This window comes from Kitasatospora sp. NPDC127121, from assembly GCF_042677305.1.
Classification (GTDB): Bacteria; Actinomycetota; Actinomycetes; order Streptomycetales; family Streptomycetaceae; genus Kitasatospora.
Genome location: NZ_JBHXTQ010000078.1, coordinates 1 through 18,674 on the forward strand (window position 1 = coordinate 1; position 18,674 = coordinate 18,674).

General features: G+C 73.6%; 19 protein-coding genes. 8 read left to right on the forward strand and 11 right to left on the reverse strand.

Annotated elements, in window-relative coordinates:
- Positions 1-71: 71 nt before the first annotated feature.
- Positions 72-2,819 carry a M4 family metallopeptidase gene (locus ACFVHI_RS29735; protein ID WP_380344550.1) on the reverse strand — a complete coding sequence of 916 codons (2,748 nt, stop codon included), beginning with the start codon at positions 2,817-2,819 and terminating at the stop codon, positions 72-74.
- Between the two features lie 238 nt (positions 2,820-3,057).
- On the opposite strand from ACFVHI_RS29735, the gene ACFVHI_RS29740 reads away from it, so the two are divergent.
- The gene (locus ACFVHI_RS29740; RefSeq protein ID WP_063352855.1) at positions 3,058-3,711 is read left to right on the forward strand and encodes a class I SAM-dependent methyltransferase; all 654 of its coding nucleotides are present in this window, start codon (positions 3,058-3,060) and stop codon (positions 3,709-3,711) included.
- 91 nt (positions 3,712-3,802) lie between these two features.
- Here the strand turns inward: ACFVHI_RS29740 and ACFVHI_RS29745 are convergent, their stop codons facing one another.
- The 6 genes from ACFVHI_RS29745 to tgmA all read right to left on the reverse strand — a co-directional run bounded on the left by ACFVHI_RS29745 (position 3,803) and on the right by tgmA (position 8,231).
- Positions 3,803-4,279 carry a hypothetical protein gene (locus ACFVHI_RS29745; protein WP_380344553.1) on the reverse strand — a complete coding sequence of 159 codons (477 nt, stop codon included), beginning with the start codon at positions 4,277-4,279 and terminating at the stop codon, positions 3,803-3,805.
- Positions 4,280-4,289: 10 nt separating this feature from the next.
- A complete protein-coding gene (locus ACFVHI_RS29750) occupies positions 4,290-5,033 on the reverse strand; it encodes a helix-turn-helix domain-containing protein (RefSeq protein WP_380344556.1) in 744 nt (247 codons plus the stop codon).
- A 72-nt stretch (positions 5,034-5,105) separates the two neighbouring features.
- The gene (locus ACFVHI_RS29755) at positions 5,106-5,759 is read right to left on the reverse strand and encodes a hypothetical protein (RefSeq protein ID WP_380344558.1); all 654 of its coding nucleotides are present in this window, start codon (positions 5,757-5,759) and stop codon (positions 5,106-5,108) included.
- A gap of 107 nt (positions 5,760-5,866) precedes the next feature.
- Complete coding sequence (gene tgmC / locus ACFVHI_RS29760; protein WP_380344561.1) at positions 5,867-7,009, reverse strand: ATP-grasp peptide maturase system methyltransferase; 1,143 nt, start codon at positions 7,007-7,009, stop codon at positions 5,867-5,869.
- Positions 7,006-7,971 carry an ATP-grasp ribosomal peptide maturase gene (gene tgmB, locus ACFVHI_RS29765; RefSeq protein WP_380344563.1) on the reverse strand — a complete coding sequence of 322 codons (966 nt, stop codon included), beginning with the start codon at positions 7,969-7,971 and terminating at the stop codon, positions 7,006-7,008. The genes tgmC and tgmB overlap by 4 nt, the downstream gene beginning before the upstream one ends.
- Positions 7,971-8,231: a putative ATP-grasp-modified RiPP gene (gene tgmA, locus ACFVHI_RS29770; RefSeq protein WP_380344565.1), complete on the reverse strand. Its 261-nt coding sequence runs from the start codon at positions 8,229-8,231 to the stop codon at positions 7,971-7,973. The genes tgmB and tgmA overlap by 1 nt, the downstream gene beginning before the upstream one ends.
- A gap of 338 nt (positions 8,232-8,569) precedes the next feature.
- Here tgmA and ACFVHI_RS29775 point away from each other — a divergent pair, with 338 nt between their 5' ends.
- From ACFVHI_RS29775 to ACFVHI_RS29785, 3 genes are all read left to right on the forward strand, one after another.
- Positions 8,570-9,403 (forward strand): Scr1 family TA system antitoxin-like transcriptional regulator, encoded by an 834-nt coding sequence (locus ACFVHI_RS29775; RefSeq protein ID WP_380344568.1) that lies wholly within the window; start codon positions 8,570-8,572, stop codon positions 9,401-9,403.
- Positions 9,396-9,596, forward strand: a complete 201-nt coding sequence (locus ACFVHI_RS29780) for a DUF397 domain-containing protein (protein ID WP_380344571.1) — start codon at positions 9,396-9,398, stop codon at positions 9,594-9,596. The genes ACFVHI_RS29775 and ACFVHI_RS29780 overlap by 8 nt, the downstream gene beginning before the upstream one ends.
- 217 nt (positions 9,597-9,813) lie before the next feature.
- Entirely contained in the window at positions 9,814-10,275 is a 462-nt protein-coding gene (locus ACFVHI_RS29785) for an SRPBCC family protein (RefSeq protein ID WP_380344574.1), read from the forward strand.
- A gap of 44 nt (positions 10,276-10,319) precedes the next feature.
- Here the strand turns inward: ACFVHI_RS29785 and ACFVHI_RS29790 are convergent, their stop codons facing one another.
- From ACFVHI_RS29790 to ACFVHI_RS29805, 4 genes are all read right to left on the reverse strand, one after another.
- Entirely contained in the window at positions 10,320-10,997 is a 678-nt protein-coding gene (locus ACFVHI_RS29790; RefSeq protein WP_380344577.1) for a response regulator, read from the reverse strand.
- Positions 10,994-12,394, reverse strand: coding sequence for a sensor histidine kinase (locus ACFVHI_RS29795; RefSeq protein WP_380344580.1), 1,401 nt, complete (start codon positions 12,392-12,394; stop codon positions 10,994-10,996). Before ACFVHI_RS29795 ends, ACFVHI_RS29790 begins: the two co-directional genes overlap by 4 nt.
- Positions 12,395-12,594: 200 nt before the next feature.
- Positions 12,595-13,446, reverse strand: coding sequence for an ABC transporter permease (locus ACFVHI_RS29800; protein ID WP_063352846.1), 852 nt, complete (start codon positions 13,444-13,446; stop codon positions 12,595-12,597).
- On the reverse strand, positions 13,443-14,411 hold the full coding sequence (locus ACFVHI_RS29805) for an ATP-binding cassette domain-containing protein (RefSeq protein WP_380344583.1): 969 nt from the start codon (positions 14,409-14,411) through the stop codon (positions 13,443-13,445). The genes ACFVHI_RS29800 and ACFVHI_RS29805 overlap by 4 nt, the downstream gene beginning before the upstream one ends.
- A 335-nt stretch (positions 14,412-14,746) precedes the next feature.
- Between ACFVHI_RS29805 and ACFVHI_RS29810 the strand changes: the two genes are divergently transcribed.
- The 4 genes from ACFVHI_RS29810 to ACFVHI_RS29825 all read left to right on the forward strand — a co-directional run bounded on the left by ACFVHI_RS29810 (position 14,747) and on the right by ACFVHI_RS29825 (position 18,641).
- Positions 14,747-15,685: a hypothetical protein gene (locus tag ACFVHI_RS29810; protein ID WP_380344586.1), complete on the forward strand. Its 939-nt coding sequence runs from the start codon at positions 14,747-14,749 to the stop codon at positions 15,683-15,685.
- Positions 15,686-15,772: 87 nt separating this feature from the next.
- The gene (locus ACFVHI_RS29815) at positions 15,773-16,654 is read left to right on the forward strand and encodes a hypothetical protein (protein WP_380344589.1); all 882 of its coding nucleotides are present in this window, start codon (positions 15,773-15,775) and stop codon (positions 16,652-16,654) included.
- Positions 16,651-17,574, forward strand: a complete 924-nt coding sequence (locus ACFVHI_RS29820) for a hypothetical protein (RefSeq protein WP_380344592.1) — start codon at positions 16,651-16,653, stop codon at positions 17,572-17,574. The genes ACFVHI_RS29815 and ACFVHI_RS29820 overlap by 4 nt, the downstream gene beginning before the upstream one ends.
- On the forward strand, positions 17,571-18,641 hold the full coding sequence (locus ACFVHI_RS29825; protein ID WP_380344595.1) for a hypothetical protein: 1,071 nt from the start codon (positions 17,571-17,573) through the stop codon (positions 18,639-18,641). The genes ACFVHI_RS29820 and ACFVHI_RS29825 overlap by 4 nt, the downstream gene beginning before the upstream one ends.
- The last annotated feature ends 33 nt before the right edge of the window (positions 18,642-18,674 follow it).

Sequence of the window (18,674 nt, forward strand, 5' to 3'; positions counted from 1 at the left end):
CCCGGCGCGGTTGGCTGTGAGCCGACCGCGCCGGGCCGGACCCCTGGGGGGTGGGGGTCAGGGAAAGGTGGTCAGCAGGTGCCCGCCGCGCGGTCGCGCACGACCAGGTCGGTGCGGCCGGGGGTGGAGTCCAGCCAGACGACCCGGGTGCCCTGGTCGGCGGCGGGCTGGTCCTGGCCGCCCCGGTCGCAGGAGAGGCGCTGCGGGGTGCCGCCGCCGGTCGGGAGCTGCCAGAGCTTGGGCAGCGCGGCGTTGGTCCAGCCGCCGGCGGGCTTGGTGCTCTGGACCTTGTAGGTGACGGCCTGGTCGGAGGCGGTGAGGTCGCTGCCGGGCGTCGGGGCGTTCGGCGAGTCGGCGGCCAGCACCTCGTTCACGCCGGAGCCGTCCAGGGCGCCGGAGCGGATGGAGGCGCGGGCGGCCGCGCCGGCCGGGGTGTCCAGCCACAGCAGCCGGCCGCCGGCGAGCCGGGCGGAGGAGGCGGTGGTCGCGGCGGCGCCGGGGGCGGCGTGCGCGGTGTACTGCGCGGTGACCTTGCCGGCGGCGATCGAGTAGACGGTCGGCGCGGTGACGTACTGCTTCCCGTCCTGCCAGGACTCGGTCCAGGCGAGGTAGCCGTCCTTGAGGGTGAGGTCGTCCGGGTGGTGCCCGTCGGCCAGCGGCAGTTCGACCGCGGGGGCCCCGTCGTGGGACAGCCACAGGCTGGTGCGGCCGGCGGCGGAGTCGTGCACGGTGAAGGCGATGTCGCCGCCGGAGACCTGCGGGTTGCCGGGCTCCTTCCCGTCGGCGCGGAACAGGCTGCGGACCGGGCCGGCGCCGGACAGCGGTGCGGTCAGCAGCTCCCGGCTGTGGTCCTTGGCGGTGGTGCCGATGGCCTTCCACACGGCGTTGGTGCCGTCGGTGGAGGGCCAGCTGTGGTAGCGGCCGTCGTCGGGGCTGAGCCGGACGGGGGCGCCGCGCCCGGTGGTGGAGCCGGTGTACAGCGCGGTGGTGCCGGGCAGGGTGCCGCCCGTGCCCTTGACCGGGTCGGGGGCGGGGGCCATCGCCACCCAGTGCCCGCCGCCGGCGGCCGGGGGCGCCATCGAGTAGGAGAGGTTGCGTGCCAGCGTGCGGCTGTCCATGCCGATCCGGCTCTCCCAGCCGGCCTTGATCCCGTGCGCGTCGAACGCGGCTGCCACGGTGCGCAGTTGGGCGTGGCTGAGGCCGAGGTCGCGGCCGGCCGCCAGTGCCGCGTTGCGCCCGGCCACGAAGTCGTCGAGCGGGGTGAGGTAGGCGGTGAGCGCCCGGTAGACCACCCGGTCGGCGGTGAGCGGGTCGAGGGTGCGCCGGATGTCCCACAGGGCGCCGCTGAAGATGGTGGCGTTGAGGTGCTGTCCGCCGTTGTCGACCGTGCCGCCGAGGTAGTCGTCCACGGTGGTGCGGTGGTCGTCCATCCGCCGGTCCGCGCAGGCCTGCGGGGTGCCGGTGCGGCACTTGCTCTCGCCGAGCAGCGCCGCCGCCGGGTCGTTCATGGACATGCCGCGGGCGGTGACCTCGATGGCGTTGCCGAAGTAGTCGGCGAGCCCCTCGTTCATCGCGCCGGCCTGGCCCATGCCGGCCAGGTCGGCGGTGTTCGATATGACGCCGTGGGTCATCTCGTGCCCGGCGATGTCGAGGGCGGCGGAGAACGGGTAGTAGTTGGGGCCCCCGCTGCCGTAGACCATCTTCTTCCCGTCCCAGTACGCGTTGGCGTAGGGGGCGCCGTCCTGGGTCACGTTGACGACGGAGGTGATCGCGCCGCCCTTGCCGTCCAGGCCGTTGCGGCCGAAGCGGTCGTGGTAGAAGTCGTACACGATACCGGCGTTGACGCTGGCGTCGGTGGCGCCGCTGGTGCCGGCGGAGGCCGGGAAGTCCGGGCCGGGGGAGTGGGCCGGGGGGAGGTCGGCGGGGATGCCGCCGCCGAAGTCCATCTCGTCCCGGCCGCCCGCGTCGTAGGTGGTGATGGTGGCGGGCCGGGTGAGGTCGGTGAGCTGGTAACTGCCGTCCGGCAGGCGGGCGATGTTCACCTTGGCGGAGTTGCCGCGGGCGTCCGGCGCGGTCCCGGTGGCGGGTTCGAGGCCGGCCGCGGCGGCGCGCTGGTCGGTGCCGCCCGCCGGGAGCGGGGCGCGGGTGTCGTAGGCGAGGGCGACCACGCCGACGGTGGCGTCCACGAAGACCTCGCGGGCCGCCGGGCCGCCGGTCGCCGGGTCGGCGGCGTGCACGGTGAAGCGCTGGGCGAGCCGGCCGGCGCCGTCCGGCAGGACGACCAGGCCGTGGTCCTCGGCGGTGGCCGCGGCCCGGGCCTTCGGGTCCTGGACGGAGCCGAGCGCCAGGTCCCGCAGGGCGGCGGCCGGGACGGTGGCGGTGGTCGGCACGGTCAGGCCGGTGAAGTACTTGCCGCCGACCGACTCGACGCGCTGCCCGGCGCCCTCGCCCGTCAGGTGCACCAGGTACTGCGCGCCGAACACGGGCACGCCGTCGTGGCGCTGCTCGAACCTGACGGTGCGCCGGCCGTCGGGGGTGCTCTCGGAGCCGACCTCGGCCAGCTCGCCGGGGTCGACGTGGTAGCGGTCGGCGTGGGCCGCGAGGTGGGCGCGGGCGGCGTCGGCGGGGCTGCCTACGGCCGGCTCGGCCAGGCCGGTGACCAGCTGCGGGGCGGCGGTGTCCTGACCGGCCACCAGGGAGGGCACCGGGTCGGGGGCGGTCGCGGGCCCGGCCAGCGCGGGCGGCGCGGCCAGGGCCAGCGCCACCACGGCGGTGGCGCTGATGCCGAGTGCTGTGGACGTGCGGGAACGACGGGGCACGGAGGTCCTCTCGCAGGGCCGAACGGTGGTCGCGGCGGACCGGCCGCGCCGGACCACCGCGACGATCACGATAAGTCATCCAACGTCATATGTCGATAGACTTTCTATGTGCCCTCGGAGGGCCGGAACCCGACCCCCGCAACCGGCCCGCAACCGGCCCCGGAAACCCCCAACCCGCCCCGCCCGGCGAGCGATTCGTTCAAGACGCCACCACACCCCCCGACCGACACTGACCCCCATGACCGATCGCGCCTTCACCCCCGCCGCCGGCCGCCTCGGCCCCGTACGCCTCTACGACCCCATCGTCTCCCTCACCCGCGAACGCCTGTGGCGCAGCCTGCTCGCCATGCACGTGGCCCCCCGCCCCGACGACGTGATCCTCGACGTCGGCTGCGGCACCGGCTCCCTGGCCGTCCTCCTCGGCCGCGTCGAACCACGCGCCCGCGTCATCGGCGTCGACCCCGACCCCACCACCCTCGAAGTGGCCCGCCGCAAGGCCGCCGCCGCCGGCGTCACCCCCGAATGGCACATCGGCATGGGCGACGCCGTCGCCGACCTCGTGGGCGCCGAAACAGCCGACACCGTCGTCTCCAGCCTCGTCCTCCACCAGTGCCCCATCCCCATGAAACAGGCCGTCCTCGCCTCCATGCACACCGCGCTGCGCCCCGGCGGCAAGCTCGTCATCGCCGACTTCGGGCGCCAGCGCACGGCCGCCATGCGCCTGGCGTTCCGCATCGTGCAACTGGCGGACGGCAAGGAGGACACCCAGCCCAACGCCGACGGCATCCTGCCCCGGCTGATCACCGAGGCCGGCTTCCACGGCGTGCGCGAGACCGAGACCGTCTCCACGCTCACCGGCTCGCTGTCGTTCTACGTCGCCCGCCGCGCGTAGGCCGCGCCCGCGCCGCCCGCCGGGTTCCCCGCCCGTTGGGTTCCCCGTGCGACCGGGGGAGATGACGCACCGGCAGGCCCGCACCTCCTGCTCAGCCGAGCGCCGTGTACTTCACCCGCTCCTGGAGCGGAGTCAGGCACTCCGTCAGCCGGCGTGCCTCGATGCTCTCCACGCGGTCGGGCGGTTCGTCCTCGTCCCCGGCCCAGCACATGTAGATGTCGACCGGCCCGTGCAAAAGGGCCGCGGACACCAGCGCCGCCAGGAACTCCCGTGAGTGCTTCTGCGCGAGGAACTCCTCGCGCTCCTCGTCCCGCATCGCGTCGACGAGCGCCATCGCGTCGGCCGTGTCGGTGAACCCCTCCCACTCGAACCGGGAGCTGTTGAACCCGCAGCCGCAGCCCTCGTGCGAGCCGACGCAGGTCACGTGCGGTGAAGTGAAGCGGGCTCGAACGGGCGCGTCGGCGGCAGTCTCGCGAACCCCGCAGTAGCAGGTCCCGAGCTGCGGACCGGCGGCGCAGGGGATCGGCAGCACGGGCTGTTCGGTTCCGATCCACACCATCAGACACATGCGGACGAGGCTACGCCCGGCCCGAGGCACCCGCCGGACTGCCTGCCCGGCCCGGGCCGCCCGCCGGGCCCGAGGCGCGCAGCACCGGGAGCACCGCCGACGGCGTCAGCCCCGTCATCTCCCGCATCTGGCGGCTGAAGTGCGCCTGGTCCGCGAAGCCGCCCGCCAGCGCCGCCTCGGCGAGCGTGCGCCCCTCGCCCAGCGCGTCGGCGGCGCGGGCCAGCCGCCGCCAGATCCGCCAGCGCGCCAGCGGCACCCCCAACTGCCGCCGTGCCAGCGCCCGCAGGCGCTGCGGCGACAGTCCCACCCGGGCCGCCAGCCCCGGCAGCGCGACCCGGTGGTCCGTCAGCGCCTCCATCGCCGCCCACAGCCGCACGTCCACCTCGGCCGACGGCAGCACCCCGGACGGACACAGGTCCTCCTCCGCCAGGTCCCGCCACTGGGGCGCCACGGTGACACCGTCACCGCACCCCGCCCGCAGCCGGTCCGCGAACGCGCAGTGCGGATCGACGAAGAACGCCGACACCCCCCGGACCGGCGCCATCCGGTGCCACACCATCGGCGCCACCACCACCGCCGCGCCCCGGTGGCGGACCCCGGCCCCGTCCACGATCGTCACCTCGCCGCCCGCCGCCGCGACGGCAACCTGGAACGCGGCGTGCCGGTGTGACGTACTGTCCGCCAACGGCCCCCGGTACAGCGCGTACCCCGCGCCCACGACGAAGCGCCGCCCGATCCCCTCCCACTGCCCCATCCGCCCGATGCTGCCAGAGCACCGCACCCGCCACCCCGGATTCCGGCCACCCCCGGGAACCGTCGGACCCGCCTACCGCCTCAGGCCCACGTCGCGGGCCTTCCAGGCCAGGAACGCCGAGAACCGGACCGTGCCCGCCAGCCCGGCCAGGGCGAGCACGATCCACAGCGGGATCCCGAACAGGCTCGGCCGGCTCGTGATCATCCGCTCGCCGGCGAGCCACACCCTGGTCTCGTGGCCGTCCGGATACAGCTTCCCGGTGGGCCGCTCCTCGCTGAACTCCCGGCCGCCGGCGCTCCAGTGGTACGTGCAGCCGTAGACGTCGTGGCCCTGGTTCTGGTCGTCCAGCTCCCGGCCCGTCGTCCGGCAGCCCGTCACGGTGGCCGTGACGCCGGGCGGCTCGTGCAGCCTGGTCCGGACGGCGTAGGCGGCCTGCGCCGCCGCGAACACCGTGCCCAGGGCGAGTACGAGCAGCAGCACCAGCGCCACGCAGGAGACGACGTAGTCGGTGGTGGAGACCCGACGCAGCAGCGGCAGCGAGGCGCCGACGGCCGCCACCAGCGCGATCCCGCACACCACCAGCCACCACCGCGGATTGCCTGGCAGGTCCTGCGACCCCGCCCACACCACCGGCCCGGCCGCGCCCCCCAGCACCACCACCCCCGCCACCACACCCACCGCACAACGTCGGTGCAGCGCCCCCCACGCCACGGAAGCCTCGCGCACCACCCCGCCCCCTCTGCCCGTTCACCCTCGCCACCCCGAGGACGCCCCCACCCGAAGCCACGGTTTCGGTCCGGTGCGACACGGCTCGGTGCGGGGCTGAGCCAGGCCTATACGGGCAGATCCCATCCGGGCCCGTCCTCGGTGCCGAGCCAGACCCGCTGTCCGGCCGCCGACACGGTGATCCCGAAGCGATCCTGGTGCGGCTCACCGGCCGCCTGCCAGGTCTCAACCGTCTGCTCGACCTGGTCCCACAGGGAGACGGGCCCGCGCTGAGTCACCGTCCACCCGCCGGCGGGGTCGGGCGCCGTCCGGGCCTGCGATCCGGTGGCCAGGTCCCAGAGGATCTGTTGAGCCCCCACACCCATGCGGATTGCCCCGGGTGCGGCAAGCTGGGCCACCCAAGCGCCCGTCCAACTGTCCAGCTTCGCCGGGTCGATGCGGGTCGGACGCTCCTTGCCGGGCAGGAGGTCCAGCGTCGGGCGGGGCGGTCGGTCGTGCGTGCGGGCGATCATGAAACCGGTTTGGCCGGTCAGGAACCGGCCAGCGGCCTCGCCAGGTCCGGTCACGTCGAGCAGCACGAGGGCGTTCGCGTAGCTCCACCCGGAGAGGGTGACCAGGATTCGACCGCCGGGCTTGACCTGGTGGAGCCAGGAGAGAGGGACGTACCGGACGGAACAGGTGGCGATGATCCGGTCGTACTGCCCGCCGTCCGGGTCGCCGCGCAGCCCGTCACCGATGATCAGCCGGGGGGAGAATCCCGCAGTCCTGATCGCCGCCGCCGCTGCCGCGCCGACTGCGGGGTCGTACTCGATGCTGGTGAGGTCGGCGTCCCCGAGGCGGTGCGCGCCGAGGGCGGTCGAGTACCCGGTGCCCGTACCGATCTCCAGTACCCGGTGCCCGGCCTCGGCGCCCAGCTGCTGCCACATGCGCAGTACGACGGACGGGAGGGTGGACGACGATGACGGGATACCTGTCACGGTCTCCCCAGCGGTGTCCTCGGGCCCGATGCGGCCGTCGAGTTGGGTCACCAGCGTCTGGTCGTCGTAGATCCCGGCCAGCCACCCGGGCTCGCCCTGACGGACGGACCGGTAGCTGGTCGGAACGCTGCCGGCGACCGGAGCGAAGTAGGTTCCGACGAAGAGCTCTCGCGGAACGGCCCTCGCCGCACTGTCCCACTCGCGTTCGGTCAGCGTGCCGTCCTCGGTGAGCCTGTCGGCCAGAGCGGTGCGGAGTTCAGCCGGCGTGCTCATGCGTCACGGCCTTTCTGTAGCTGGTCGGCGAGGGCGCGGGCAATCGCCTCGGTGGTCTCGGCCGGCTGCCATGCCCACTGGCCGTTCGGGTTGCATTCAAGGAAGTACCAGTCGCCCGAGGCGGTCACGGCGAAGTCGAACGCGCCGTAGACCAGCCGAAGTTCTCCGAGGTAGGCGGCGACCGAACGTGCGACCGGCTCGGGTACGCCGATCGGGGTGCACGTCATCCGGTCCTGGCGGCGCCGCCAGTCAAGGTCGGGGCTGTCGACCCGGACGCCGAACAGGCGGTTGCCGACGGCCGTCACCCTTGCGTCGAACAGCTTCGGCACCTTCGCCTGGAAGAGGTGCGGGCAGGCGGACACGGCGCCGGTGATGTCGGCCGGATCGACCTCGCGCACCCACACGGCGTGAGGCTGCCCGCCGACCGAGTAGGGGATGTTCCACAACGGCTTGTACACCGCCCCGGCGGCCTGGGCCGCCACGAACTCCCGTGCCTCGTCCGCGCTGTTCGTGATCACCGTGTCGGGGACCGGGAACCCGCAGCGCTGCGCGGCCGCCAATTGTGCCGGCTTGTGCTCGGCCGCACGGTTGGCCCAGGGGTGGTTCACGTAGTGCGCGGCGGGGAGCGAGGCGAGGATGCCGCCCGCACCCCACAGGGATTGCGAGGCGGCGAACCGGCGGTCCTGGCCGTCCAGTTCGGAGGGCCCTTCGTAGGGTGAGGCCCGGCGCACCCAGACGGACCGGACGGCGGAGAGGTCGAGCTCCCGGCTGGCCGTGCGCAGGGTGCCCCGCTGCTGGCCCGTGCGGTACGTGGCGATCAGCGAGGCACCCGTGTGCAGGTCGGCGCCGGGATCGAGCCGGACCGCCGGAACCCGGCGCTCGGCGAGCACCCGCAGTACCGCATCCGCGGTCACGTCAAGGGGATTGGTCAGCACCAGCACCGACCCGCTTCGGTCGTTCATCAGCCGTTGCTCTGGTCCTGGTCGTAGGACTCGGTGCTGTCGGCGTCGGTCGGCCCGCCCGGTTTTCCGTCGGGCGTGGTCGTGGTGGGCGTCAGGCCGCTCGTGCTGGTGCCGTGCCCGCCCAACTCGACCGTGCGCCCGTGCTCGTCCACGATCACCGCAATCTGCGTCTCGGGGTCGATGACGGGCGTGTGCTGCGGGACCGGGACGGTAGCCGTGAACGGCCCCATCCGGGTGGTACCCCACGGTGCGGTTGTCATCTGTACTGCGCCTCCATTTCGTGGTGGTGCTGACAGGATCAACAACTCGGCCGGTTGGCCGAGTTGTGCAATCCCACCCCGGTCGCTCGACCTGTCCGGGGTCGGGACGGCCGGGGTGGGGGCTTGGGAACCCGATCCGAGCGGAACGGACCTCAAGTCCGTGACGAGTTCGCCGACCTGCGGGCGGTATCGCGGCTTCGGGGACGCGGGGGTGCTTTTGAGCGCCACGACAGTGGCTCCGTTCCGTAGTTCGACGACTACCGGGGGTGCCAACTGTCCTCTAGGCTGCGGAGCTGTTCAACTTGTCCCACGGTGTCAGATTGGTAGGACGAACAGCCTTGAACAAGCGGGAACTTGCCCCCCCGACATCCCCGGCCGCCGAGTTCGGCGTACTGCTTCGCACGTCGCGCGAGCAGCGGGGCTGGACTCAGGAACACCTTGCCGAGCTGATCGGCTGTACATCGTCGTACATCTCCGCGCTCGAGCACGGCCGAAGGAAACCAAGTCAACAGATCTCAACGGCACTTGATCGAGTCTTCGAGTCGGGAGAGCAGTTCCTCAGGGAGTGGAGTACGTCCGGTCGGCGGGTCTTGTTCGAAGGCTTCGACGAGTACCTGCGCAATGAAGCGAAGGCCATCGCCCTGAGGCTGTTCGAGATCAACCTGGTTCCGAGTTTGCTCCAAACGCCCGAGTACAGCCGAGTTTTTCAGGAGGCGGCTGTCCTGCGGGGGGTTGCAACTCAGCAGCAGGCCGACGAACGAATCGAGAAGGTGCTGCTCCGACAGCAGGCCCTCGCCCGAGATCCGGCGCCGCACGTCCAGGTGGTGATGGACGAGGGGGCGCTACGGCGGCCGATCGGCGGTCGGGACGTCATGGTGGCGCAACTCAGGCACCTGGAAGCACTCGCTTCACGTCCCCGTTTCCTGGTGCAGGTGTGTCCTATCGCAGCAGGCGAGAACCGCCCGTTCGGGCATCCAATTACGTTGCTGACCATGCCGAACAGGGCCATCGTGGGGTACGGCGAGACGCAGCGGCGCGGCTACCTCGAACGCGATCCGGAGACGTTGGCTGAGTGGGCCGGTGAGTACGATCATCTCCAGGCCGAGGCGCTGCGCCGAGCAGCGAGCATCGAGTTCATTCGAAACGTGCGGAAGGGCTTTGAGCATGGATGATCGCAATGCCACCTGGCACAAGAGTTCCTACAGTACCCAGGGAGGGAACTGCGTCGAGGTCGGTGCGAACGTCGTCCACACTGTCCCGGTCCGTGACTCCAAGGATCCCCACGGTCCCGCGCTGGTCTTCCCGACCGACGCCTGGTCGAGCTTCGTCGCCGCCGTCCGTTCCGGACAGTTCGGCAACGCCTGACGTACGCGTGCCGCCCTGACGCCCCGCCACCCTGGAAACCGCCGGTAAGCCTGTCTCTCTCATGACCCGCACGCCCAAAGCCGAACGGTAGGCAAGCGGCATCGCCACCCCCGGGCCCGCCCCGCCCGATGTCACGGTTTCGGGCCGCGTCCGGTCTTCATCGGTGAACAGGGCGCGGCCGACACCCGCGCTCCCCGCTGCAGGAGAGGGACGAGCCATGGAAACCGTGACCGTGCGACGGGTCGTCGCGGCGCCGATCGCCGAGGTGTTCGACTGGTGCGCCACGAGCACCAACTACACCCGCTCCCCGTTCGTGCTCAGGGCGCGCCTGGCCCGGCCCGGGGAGGGCGCGCCCTACGGGGTGGGCGCCGTGCGGCTGCACACCTGGCTGATCGGCTGGTTCAACGAGCGGATCACCGCCTACAACGCCCCGCACGGCTTCGACTACACCGTCGACCGCAGCTTCCCGCCGGCCCGGCACGAGTTCGGCCGGATGACGTTCGAGGAGGTCCCCGAGGGCACCCTGGTCATCTGGGCGACCGGCTTCGCGATCCCCATCCCCCTGGTCGGCGCGGCCCTGGCCCGCAGGGTCGGCAAGCCCGTCATCGCCCACGTCTTCGGCGCCATCCTGGCCGCCGCCGCCACCGACCTCGAAGCCGCCCCGAAGAAGCGCCCCTGACACCGCGGCGCCAGGGGCGCCCCCCGCGGCAGGAGGGGGACGGCTCAGGCCGGCGGGTTCGGCCGGTTCAGGCCGCGGTCGTAGGCGAAGATCACGGCCTGCACCCGGTCCCGGGCGCCGATCTTCGCCAGCACCCGGCTGACGTGCGTCTTGACGGTCGACTCCGCGAGCACCAGGCGCTGGGCGATCTCGCCGTTGGTCCAGCCCCGGCCGACCGCGACCAGGATCTCGCGCTCGCGCTCGGTCAGGGCGTTCAGCCGCGGGTCGTCCTCGGCGGCCGCGCCGGGCGGGCGCACGGGCAGGTGGTGGGCGTAGGCGTCCAGGAGGCGCCGGGTGATGGCGGGGGCGACGACGGCGTCGCCCTCGGAGACGGCGCGGATCCCGGCCAGGAGGTCCTCCGGGCGGGCGTCCTTGAGGAGGAAGCCGCTGGCGCCGGCGCGCAGCGCGGCGTGGGCGTACTCGTCGAGGTCGAAGGTGGTCAGGACGAGGATGCGCGAGCGCCCGCCGGTGGCGACGATGCGGCGGGTGGCCTCGATGCCGTCCATGCCGGGCATCCGGATGTCCATCAGGACGACGTCGGGCCGCAGGTCGGCCGCCAGGCGTACGGCCTCGGCGCCGTGCGCGGCCTCGCCGACGACCTCCGTGCTGGGCTGGCTCTCCAGCAGCATCCGGAAGCCGTACCGCTGGAGCGGCTGGTCGTCGACGATGAGGACCGTGGTCACGTCAGGCCGCCTGTCGGGTCGGGGTCGGGGTCGGGATCGGAGGTGAAGGCGCCGGGTCCGCCGGGTCCGCCGAGGCCGTCGGGTCCGTCGGGCCCGTCGGGGGTGAGGTCGAGGACGGCCTCCACGGTCCATCCTGCCCCGGGCCCGGGCCCGGCGGTGACGGTGCCCCCGTACAGGGCCGCGCGTTCGCGCATGCCCGTGAGACCGTGCCCCTCCTCGCCCGCCGCACCGCCCCGCGCCGCCCCGCCGGGTGGACCGCCGGGCGGACCGCCGTCCCGCACCCGCACCCGCAGCCGGCCGCCCTCGGCGGCCAGCGTCACGTGCGCCCGGGTGTCGGGCCCGGCGTGCTTGAGGGTGTTGGTGAGCGCCTCCTGGACGATGCGGTACGCCATCAGCTGCACGCCGCGGTCCAGCCGCCCCACCTCGCCGCGCGCGGTGTACACGACCTGCGGCCCGGCGGCCCGGATGCGCGCGCACAGCCCGTCGAGGTCGGCGATGCCCGGCTGCGGCGTGAACTCGGGGCCCTGCTCGCCGCCCTGGTCGCGCAGGACGCCGAGCATGCGCCGCAGCTCGCCCAGCGCCTGGCGGCTGGTCTCCCCGATCAGCAGCAGCGCCTCCCGGCCCCGCTCGGGGGAGGCCTCGGTCGCGTACGCGCCGCCGTCCGCCAGGGTGATGATCACGGACAGGTTGTGGCCGATGATGTCGTGCATCTCCCGGGCCACCCGGGTGCGCTCGGTGGCGGTGGCCAGCCGGCTGCGCTGGTCGCGCTCGACCTCCAGCCGCGCCGCCCGCTCGCGCAGCCCGGCGAGCTGGGCCCGGCGGATGCGCACCGCGATGCCGACGGCCACCGCCGCCGTCGCCGCGCTGAACAGGAAGAACAGAGCGTCCCCGACCGGCAGCCCGCCGGACAGCTCCACCGCGACCAGCGCCGACGCGCCGGCCATCGCCGTGCACGCCCACGCCAGGTGCCGCAGGCTCCCGTGCAGGGCCAGGCTGTAGAGGGCGACGAGCAGCGCGACGTCCGCGCGCAGCGCCACCCCCAGCGACCACTGCAGGACGAACACGGCCGCGACCGCCGCGAACGCCGCCGCCGGTCGCCGCCGGCGCCACAGCAGCGGCAGCAGCAGCCCCGCCTGCAAGGCCAGCATCGCCGCCAGCGGCGGGCGGGCGAAGACGATCCGGTGCTCGCGCGCCCGCTCCCCGCCGTCGTGGAAGGGCAGCAGGTCCGGCAGGCAGAACAGCAGGAAGACCGCGGCCACCACCGCGGTGTCCAGCACCCACGGGTGGTCGCGGTCCGCCTGCCGCGCCCGCTGCCCCAGCCGGGCCAGGCGCGCGAACACCGGGTGCCCCGACAGCGGGTCGCCCCCCGCCCCCGCGGCGGTGTCGTGCTCGCTCACGGCGTCACCTTCGTCCAGCTCATCCGGAACAGTCGTCACCTTCGTCCAGCTCATCCGGAACAGTCGTCACCTTCGTCCAGCTCATCCGCAACGGACGTCACCTTCGTCCAGCTCATCCCGGAACGGATACGAAACGCGCCCGGTGCGGCACCCGACTCGAACGGGCACCGCACCGGGACGTCCACGCAGTCTCCCAGCCCTCAGGCGTCGCTGCGCACCAGCCGCACGGCCGCGCCCGCCAGGGCGAGCACCGTCCACAGCAGGAAGACCGCCAGCCCCGCGGCGGGCGACAGTGTGGTCGCGTCGTGGTGCAGGGCGAACATCGCCTCGCCCGCGTGGCTGGGCAGGTAGGGGCTGATGTGGTCCTGCCAGGACGAGGGCAGCAGCGAGATCAGGCCGGGGACCAGCATCAGCGAGGCCACCAGCACCGAGATGCCGCCCGCCACCGACCGCAGCAGCGCGCCCAGCGCGACGCCGATCACGCCCACCAGGGCGAGGTAGAGCCCGGCCCCCAGCAGGCCGCGCAGGACGCCGGCGTCGGAGAACGTCATCGCCGCGCGGGTGCCGGAGAGGATGCCGCTGTCGGCCGCGAAGGCGACGAACACCCCGACGGTGCCGAGCAGCAGTACCACCACGCCGTACACCGCCGCCTTGGACCACAGCACCGGCAGCCGGCGCGGCACCGCGGCCAGGGTGGAGCGGATCATGCCGGTGGAGTACTCGCCCGCGGCGACCAGCACGCCCAGGACGCCGAACGCCAGCTGCGCGAAGTTGGTGCCGAACAGCGACAGGCTCAGGGCACTGGCGTCGGCGAAGTCCCCCCGGTCCATCGGGCGCCCCGAGGTGATCCTCGACTTGAACTGGAACGCGGCGATCAGCCCGAACGCGACCAGGAACAGCAGGCCCAGGCCCAGCGTGATCCAGGTCGAGCGCAGCGACCACAGCTTGGCCCACTCCGAGCGCAGCACGCGCACGGGCGTCACCCGGTAGGCGGGGCGCGCGGGCCGCCGGTCGGCGGCCGCGGACGTCTGGTTCGGTGCGATGGTGCTCATGCCGCGCTCCTCGGGGACTCGGCGCCGGCACCCGCACTGGCGGCGGGCCCGGTCGCGGTGGTGGTGCCGTGGTACTCCACGGCGTCCCTGGTCAGCTCCATGAACGCCTCCTCCAGGGAGACCGTGCGGGTGGTGAGCTCGAACAGGGCGATGCCCTGCTCGGCGGCCCGCAGGCCGATCTCCCGCGCGGCCAGGCCGGTGACGAGGAGCTCCTCCGAGCCGGAACGGCCGGTGACCTCCACCCCGGGCCCGGCCAGCGCCGTGCGCAGCCGGGCCGGATCGGCGCTGGCCACCTTCACCACGTCGCCGCCGGCCTGGCGGACCAGGTCCTGCACGGTGGTGTCGGCCAGCAGCCGGCCCCGCCCGACGATGATCAGGTGGTCGGCGACCAGCGCGACCTCACTCATCAGGTGCGAGGACACGAAGACGGTGCGGCCCTCGGCGGCCAGCGAGGTGAGGAGGTTGCGGATCCACAGCACGCCCTCCGGGTCGAGGCCGTTGACCGGTTCGTCCAGCATCACCGTCGCCGGGTCGCCCAGCAGCGCCGTCGCGATCCCCAGCCGCTGGCCCATGCCCAGCGAGAACGCCCCGGCACGCTTCCTGGCCACCGACTGCAGCCCGGTCAGCTCGACGACCTCCTCCACCCGCGAGCGCGGGATGCCGTGGGTGTGCGCCTGGGCCATGAGGTGGTTGAACGCGGAGCGCCCCGGGTGGATCGACTTGGCCTCCAGCAGCGCCCCGACCTCCTGCAACGGCGCCGCGTGAGCCGCGTAACGGCGCCCGTTGACGCGCACCGAGCCGCTGGTGGGCGCGTCCAGTCCGACGATCATCCGCATGGTGGTGGACTTCCCGGCGCCGTTGGGCCCGAGGAAGCCGGTGACCGTGCCGGGCTTGACCGTGAAGTCGAGCCGGTCGACGGCGGTCTTCTCCCCGTACCGCTTCGTCAGCTGGTGCGCCTCGATCATCGCTCACCCCTACGCTCCGGGGCCGGACCGTCCCGGCCTCCCTCACACTCCACGCTAGGTGCGGCGCCGGCGCGATCCGTGGTACCCCGGACCGATCATCGGAAGGGGCACGGTACCGCGGTACCGTGCCCGGATCGCCTGTTGCGGTTACATCACGACGTGTCCGATTCATCGAGTATTGGACCGGAGTGCGGCGATTAACTTTGTTGGCAGCGGTGCGAACGGTCTCTCATAATGCCTGCTGAGACGCGTGATGGACGGTCCGGAGAACCGCCGGGGGAGCGGTTTGCGAGGGAGTCCGCGCGCGAGATCCCACATTCTCCCGGGGGAGTTCCTTGTCCGCGCCCGAAAACGAGACAGCCGCCGTTCCGGAGCAGCCCGACGCTGCGCCGCAACCGGCCGCCGTACCGCAGCACCCCGCTGCGCCGCAGCACCCCGCCGTACCGGAGCACGCCGCCGTACCGGAGCACGCCTCTGTACCGCAGCCCGACGCCGCGCCGCAGCACGCCGTCGCACCCGAACCGGCCGCGCGCCGGCTGCCGCGCGCCGTCGGCGTCGTACTGGCCACCGCCGGCCTGCTCGCCGTCACGGCGACCAGCGCCGCGGTGACCGTCGCCGTCGGCAGGCCGGACACCCGCCCGGCCGCCGCCGCACCCGCGCCGGCCACCACCACCGCCAGCCCGAGCCCGACGCCCTCCGCCACCCCGGTACCGGTGCCGACGCCCACCGCCGCCCCGACCACCCCCAAACCGGCCAGCACCGTCAAGGGGACCGTCAACGGCGGCAAGCACGAGGGCGACCTGCGCTACTTCCTGCTCCCGATCCCGGACGGCGGCGAGTCGTACGGGCCCGCGGACGGGATGACCATGACCAACGACGACGTCGCCGACCTGTTCGGCAAGCAGGACGGCATCATGGACATCCTCGGCTCGTACGGCTACCAGTCGGGCGCCACCCGGATGTACCGGACGGCCGACGGCAAGGCCGAGGTCACCGTCACCCTGCTGCGCTTCGGCTCCACCTCGATGGCGCGCGAGTTCGTCCAGGGATACACCCTCAAGTCGCAGGACCCGATCGACATCGACGGCGACCCGAACGCCCACGGCTACCTGCACAAGCCCAAGCAGCAGGCGTACACCGGCTCGATGACCGGCATCTCCAGCCAGGGCGACGTCCAGTACACGATCGACGTCGAGGTGAAGGGGACACCGGACAAGGCGCTGCTGAGCGGGCTGATGAAGCGCCAGCGCGAGTGGCTCGCCTCCGGCGGCTGAACGCAGCTGAACGCGGCTGAACGCGGTTGAACCCGCGCCGCCGCCCGCCCCGACGCCGTCCTCCCCACCCTCCTCTGGAGCCATCCCGTGACCACCGAACCCGCGCTGCCCCCGCCCGGCACCGCGCCGGCGCCCGCCGCCCCGCCGCGGCCCGCCGCCATGCCAGCCGAACCATCTTCCGCTGAACTTCCTTTCGCTGCACCGCAGTTCGCCACTGAAGTGCCGTCCGACGCGCCGGCCCCCGAGCTCCTGTCGGCCGGCCCCGAGCGGGCGCCCCGCGCCCCGCGCCGCCCGCGCCCGGTGCTGCTGGCGGTGTCCGGCCTGGTGCTGGGCACCCTGGTCGGCGGTGGTGTCGGCTACGCCGTCCAGGCCCAGCGCCCGCCGACGCCGCTGCCGCCGATCCAGGTCGCGCGCCCGTCCTACCCGGCCGCGGCGGTCGACCCGACCGCCTTCGCCGCCCAGCAGCCCAAACCGCTGGCCATCGACGGCGACCTGCTCAAACTGCTGATCGGTGCCCCGGACGGCAGCGCCGCCTGGGGAGAATTCCCGGACAAGCCGAGCTGGGTGTCGGTCGGCGAGCTCGCCGAGCACAGCGACAGCGCGGTCCGCGACTTCAAGGACCTGAACTCCCGGGGCTTCCGGCGCGCGGCCGAGGTGAACTGGAAGAAGGGCGACACCAGGTACCGCGTGTCGCTGGTCCAGTACGCGCCGGACCGCGCCAACGAAGCCGCCACGCACGCCGTCGGCACCACCCGCAACCTGAAGCCGTTCGCCGACGGCGCCAACGGCGGCTACCGGGTGGACGAGACACCCAGGTACTGGGCCGACAGCGCCGATCGGTACTACTACGGCCAGGCCGTGGCCCAACGCGGCACGGTGGCGATGGTGGTCGAGGTCTTCGACCCCAAGCCGGTGAACCCCGACGTCGTGAAGGACCTCGCCAAGCAGCAATGGGAGCGGCTGGTATGACCGACAACAGCATGACCGGGACCCCGGCCGCCACGCCGGCGCCGACCGCCCCCGAGGCGGCCCCGGCCGCCGCCGAACAGCCCGCCGCCGAACAGCCCGTCGCCGAGCAGCAGTTCGCCGCCGAGCCCGCCGCGCCGACCGCCGCCGCGCCCGCCGCGCCCACCGCGCCCACCGCCCCGCGCCCCGCCTCCCGCCGCCTGCTGCGCGCGGGCGCCGCGACGGCCGCGGCGGCGCTGGCCGGGGTGGCCATCGGCGTCGGCATCATCAAGACCCAGTACGACGACCCCGCCCCGGCCGTCGCCGCCGGGCCGTCCGCCGCGCCCGTCCCGACCGCGACCGCCACGCCGTTCGGCGCCAAGTCCAACGGCAACCACTTCGGTTCGCTGCGCGACCTGCTGCTGCCCGTCCCGGCCGGCTACGAACCCGGCCCGGACGAGGGCGGCTACGGCAACGACACCGAACTCGGCGCCGAGTTCCTGTCCGCCGAACTGGACGACGAACTCCAGCAGATCCCCAAGGACAAGCGCGACAAGCTGCGCTCCTACTGGGAGGGCCTGCACGTCAAGGCCACCGGCGTGCGGACGTACCGGACCAGCGAGGACGACCTGGTGGTCGGCCTGAAGCTGCGCCAGTTCAACCAGCAGGAAGTGCAGAAGCTCAACGAGTACACCGCGGTCTTCACCGGCGACACCGGCCTGTTCCGGATCGGCCCGGAGATCCCGGGCCACCCCGAGGCGCACTGCTACCTGATGCCGGCGCCGCCGTCCGCGCCGATCGACTACCTGGAGTGCTCGGCCGCCGAGGGCGACCTGCTGGTGGTCATGAACGTCGAGGGCGTGGCACCGCTGCCCAAGGACCGGATCGTCGCCCTCTTCACCCTGCAGCTCGACCGCCTCGCCCGCCCGGGAGCGTCCGCATGACCGACCACGCCACCCCGCACGAGCCCGCCGCCCTCGCCGAGACCCCCGCGGGCACCCCCGCCGAGGCCGCCACGGAGACCTTCGCGGAGACCTCCACGGGCACCCCCGCCGAGTTCCCCGCCGCTCCCGCCGCGGAGACCCCCGAGGAGCACGAGGCCCGCCTCGCCCGGCGCAGCGCCCGCCGCAGGGCGGCCGCACGCTGGGCCACCGCCACCCTGGTGTTCGCCCTCGCGGGCACCGGCGCCGCGCTGGCCGTCACCGCCCCCGAGCGCACCGACCTGCCCGGCCTGGCCACCCCGGGCGACGGCCGCTACACCTTCCCGCCGCTGACGCTGCCGCCGCTGCCCTCCGGCAGCAGCACGCCGGACCGTACGGGCGGCAAGAACGCCCTGCACGCCGCGGACCTGCGCTACCTGCTGCTGCCCGCCCCCAAGGAGGCCGGCGGCAGCCTCACCCCGGCGCTCTACCCGGTTCCCACCGCCTCGGCCACCGGCGCCCCGTCGGCGAGCGCGACCCCGACCCCGACCCCGACCCCGAGCCCGACCGCCTCCGCCTCGGCCTCGGCCTCGGCGTCGGCCTCGGCGGGCGCGAGCCCGTCCACGGCCCCCGCCGGCCAGGCCCCGGCCGACTGGGTCACCTGCGACGCGATCCTCGCCGACCAGCGGGACCCGGCCGAGCTCCGCGCACTGCTCCTGCAGGACGCCTGCCGGGCGGCCACCGTCCGGGAGTGGACGGCCTCCGACGGCACCCGCACCCAGATCCGGCTGTTGCGCTTCGGCGCCTCCTTCGAGTCCTGGAACGTCTTCTCCTCCCTGCGCTCCGACGCCAGGCCCAATGCCCTGCCCGGCGCGAAGAGCACCTCCCACAGCGCCTGGGACACCGTCGAGGGCGTCCACCTGGACGCCCAGGAGAGCTCGGCGAAGGGCGCCAAGGGCACCCCGAACGCCCGCGTCGCCTACCTCTGCGCCTCCGACCTCGTCGCCGTCGTCACCATGACCAACCCCGACGGCGTCCCGGACGCGGCCTTCCGCCAGGTGGTCACCCTCCAGTCCGACCTCCTGGCCTGACACCGGCAGCCCCCCGCCCCCGCCGCCCGCACG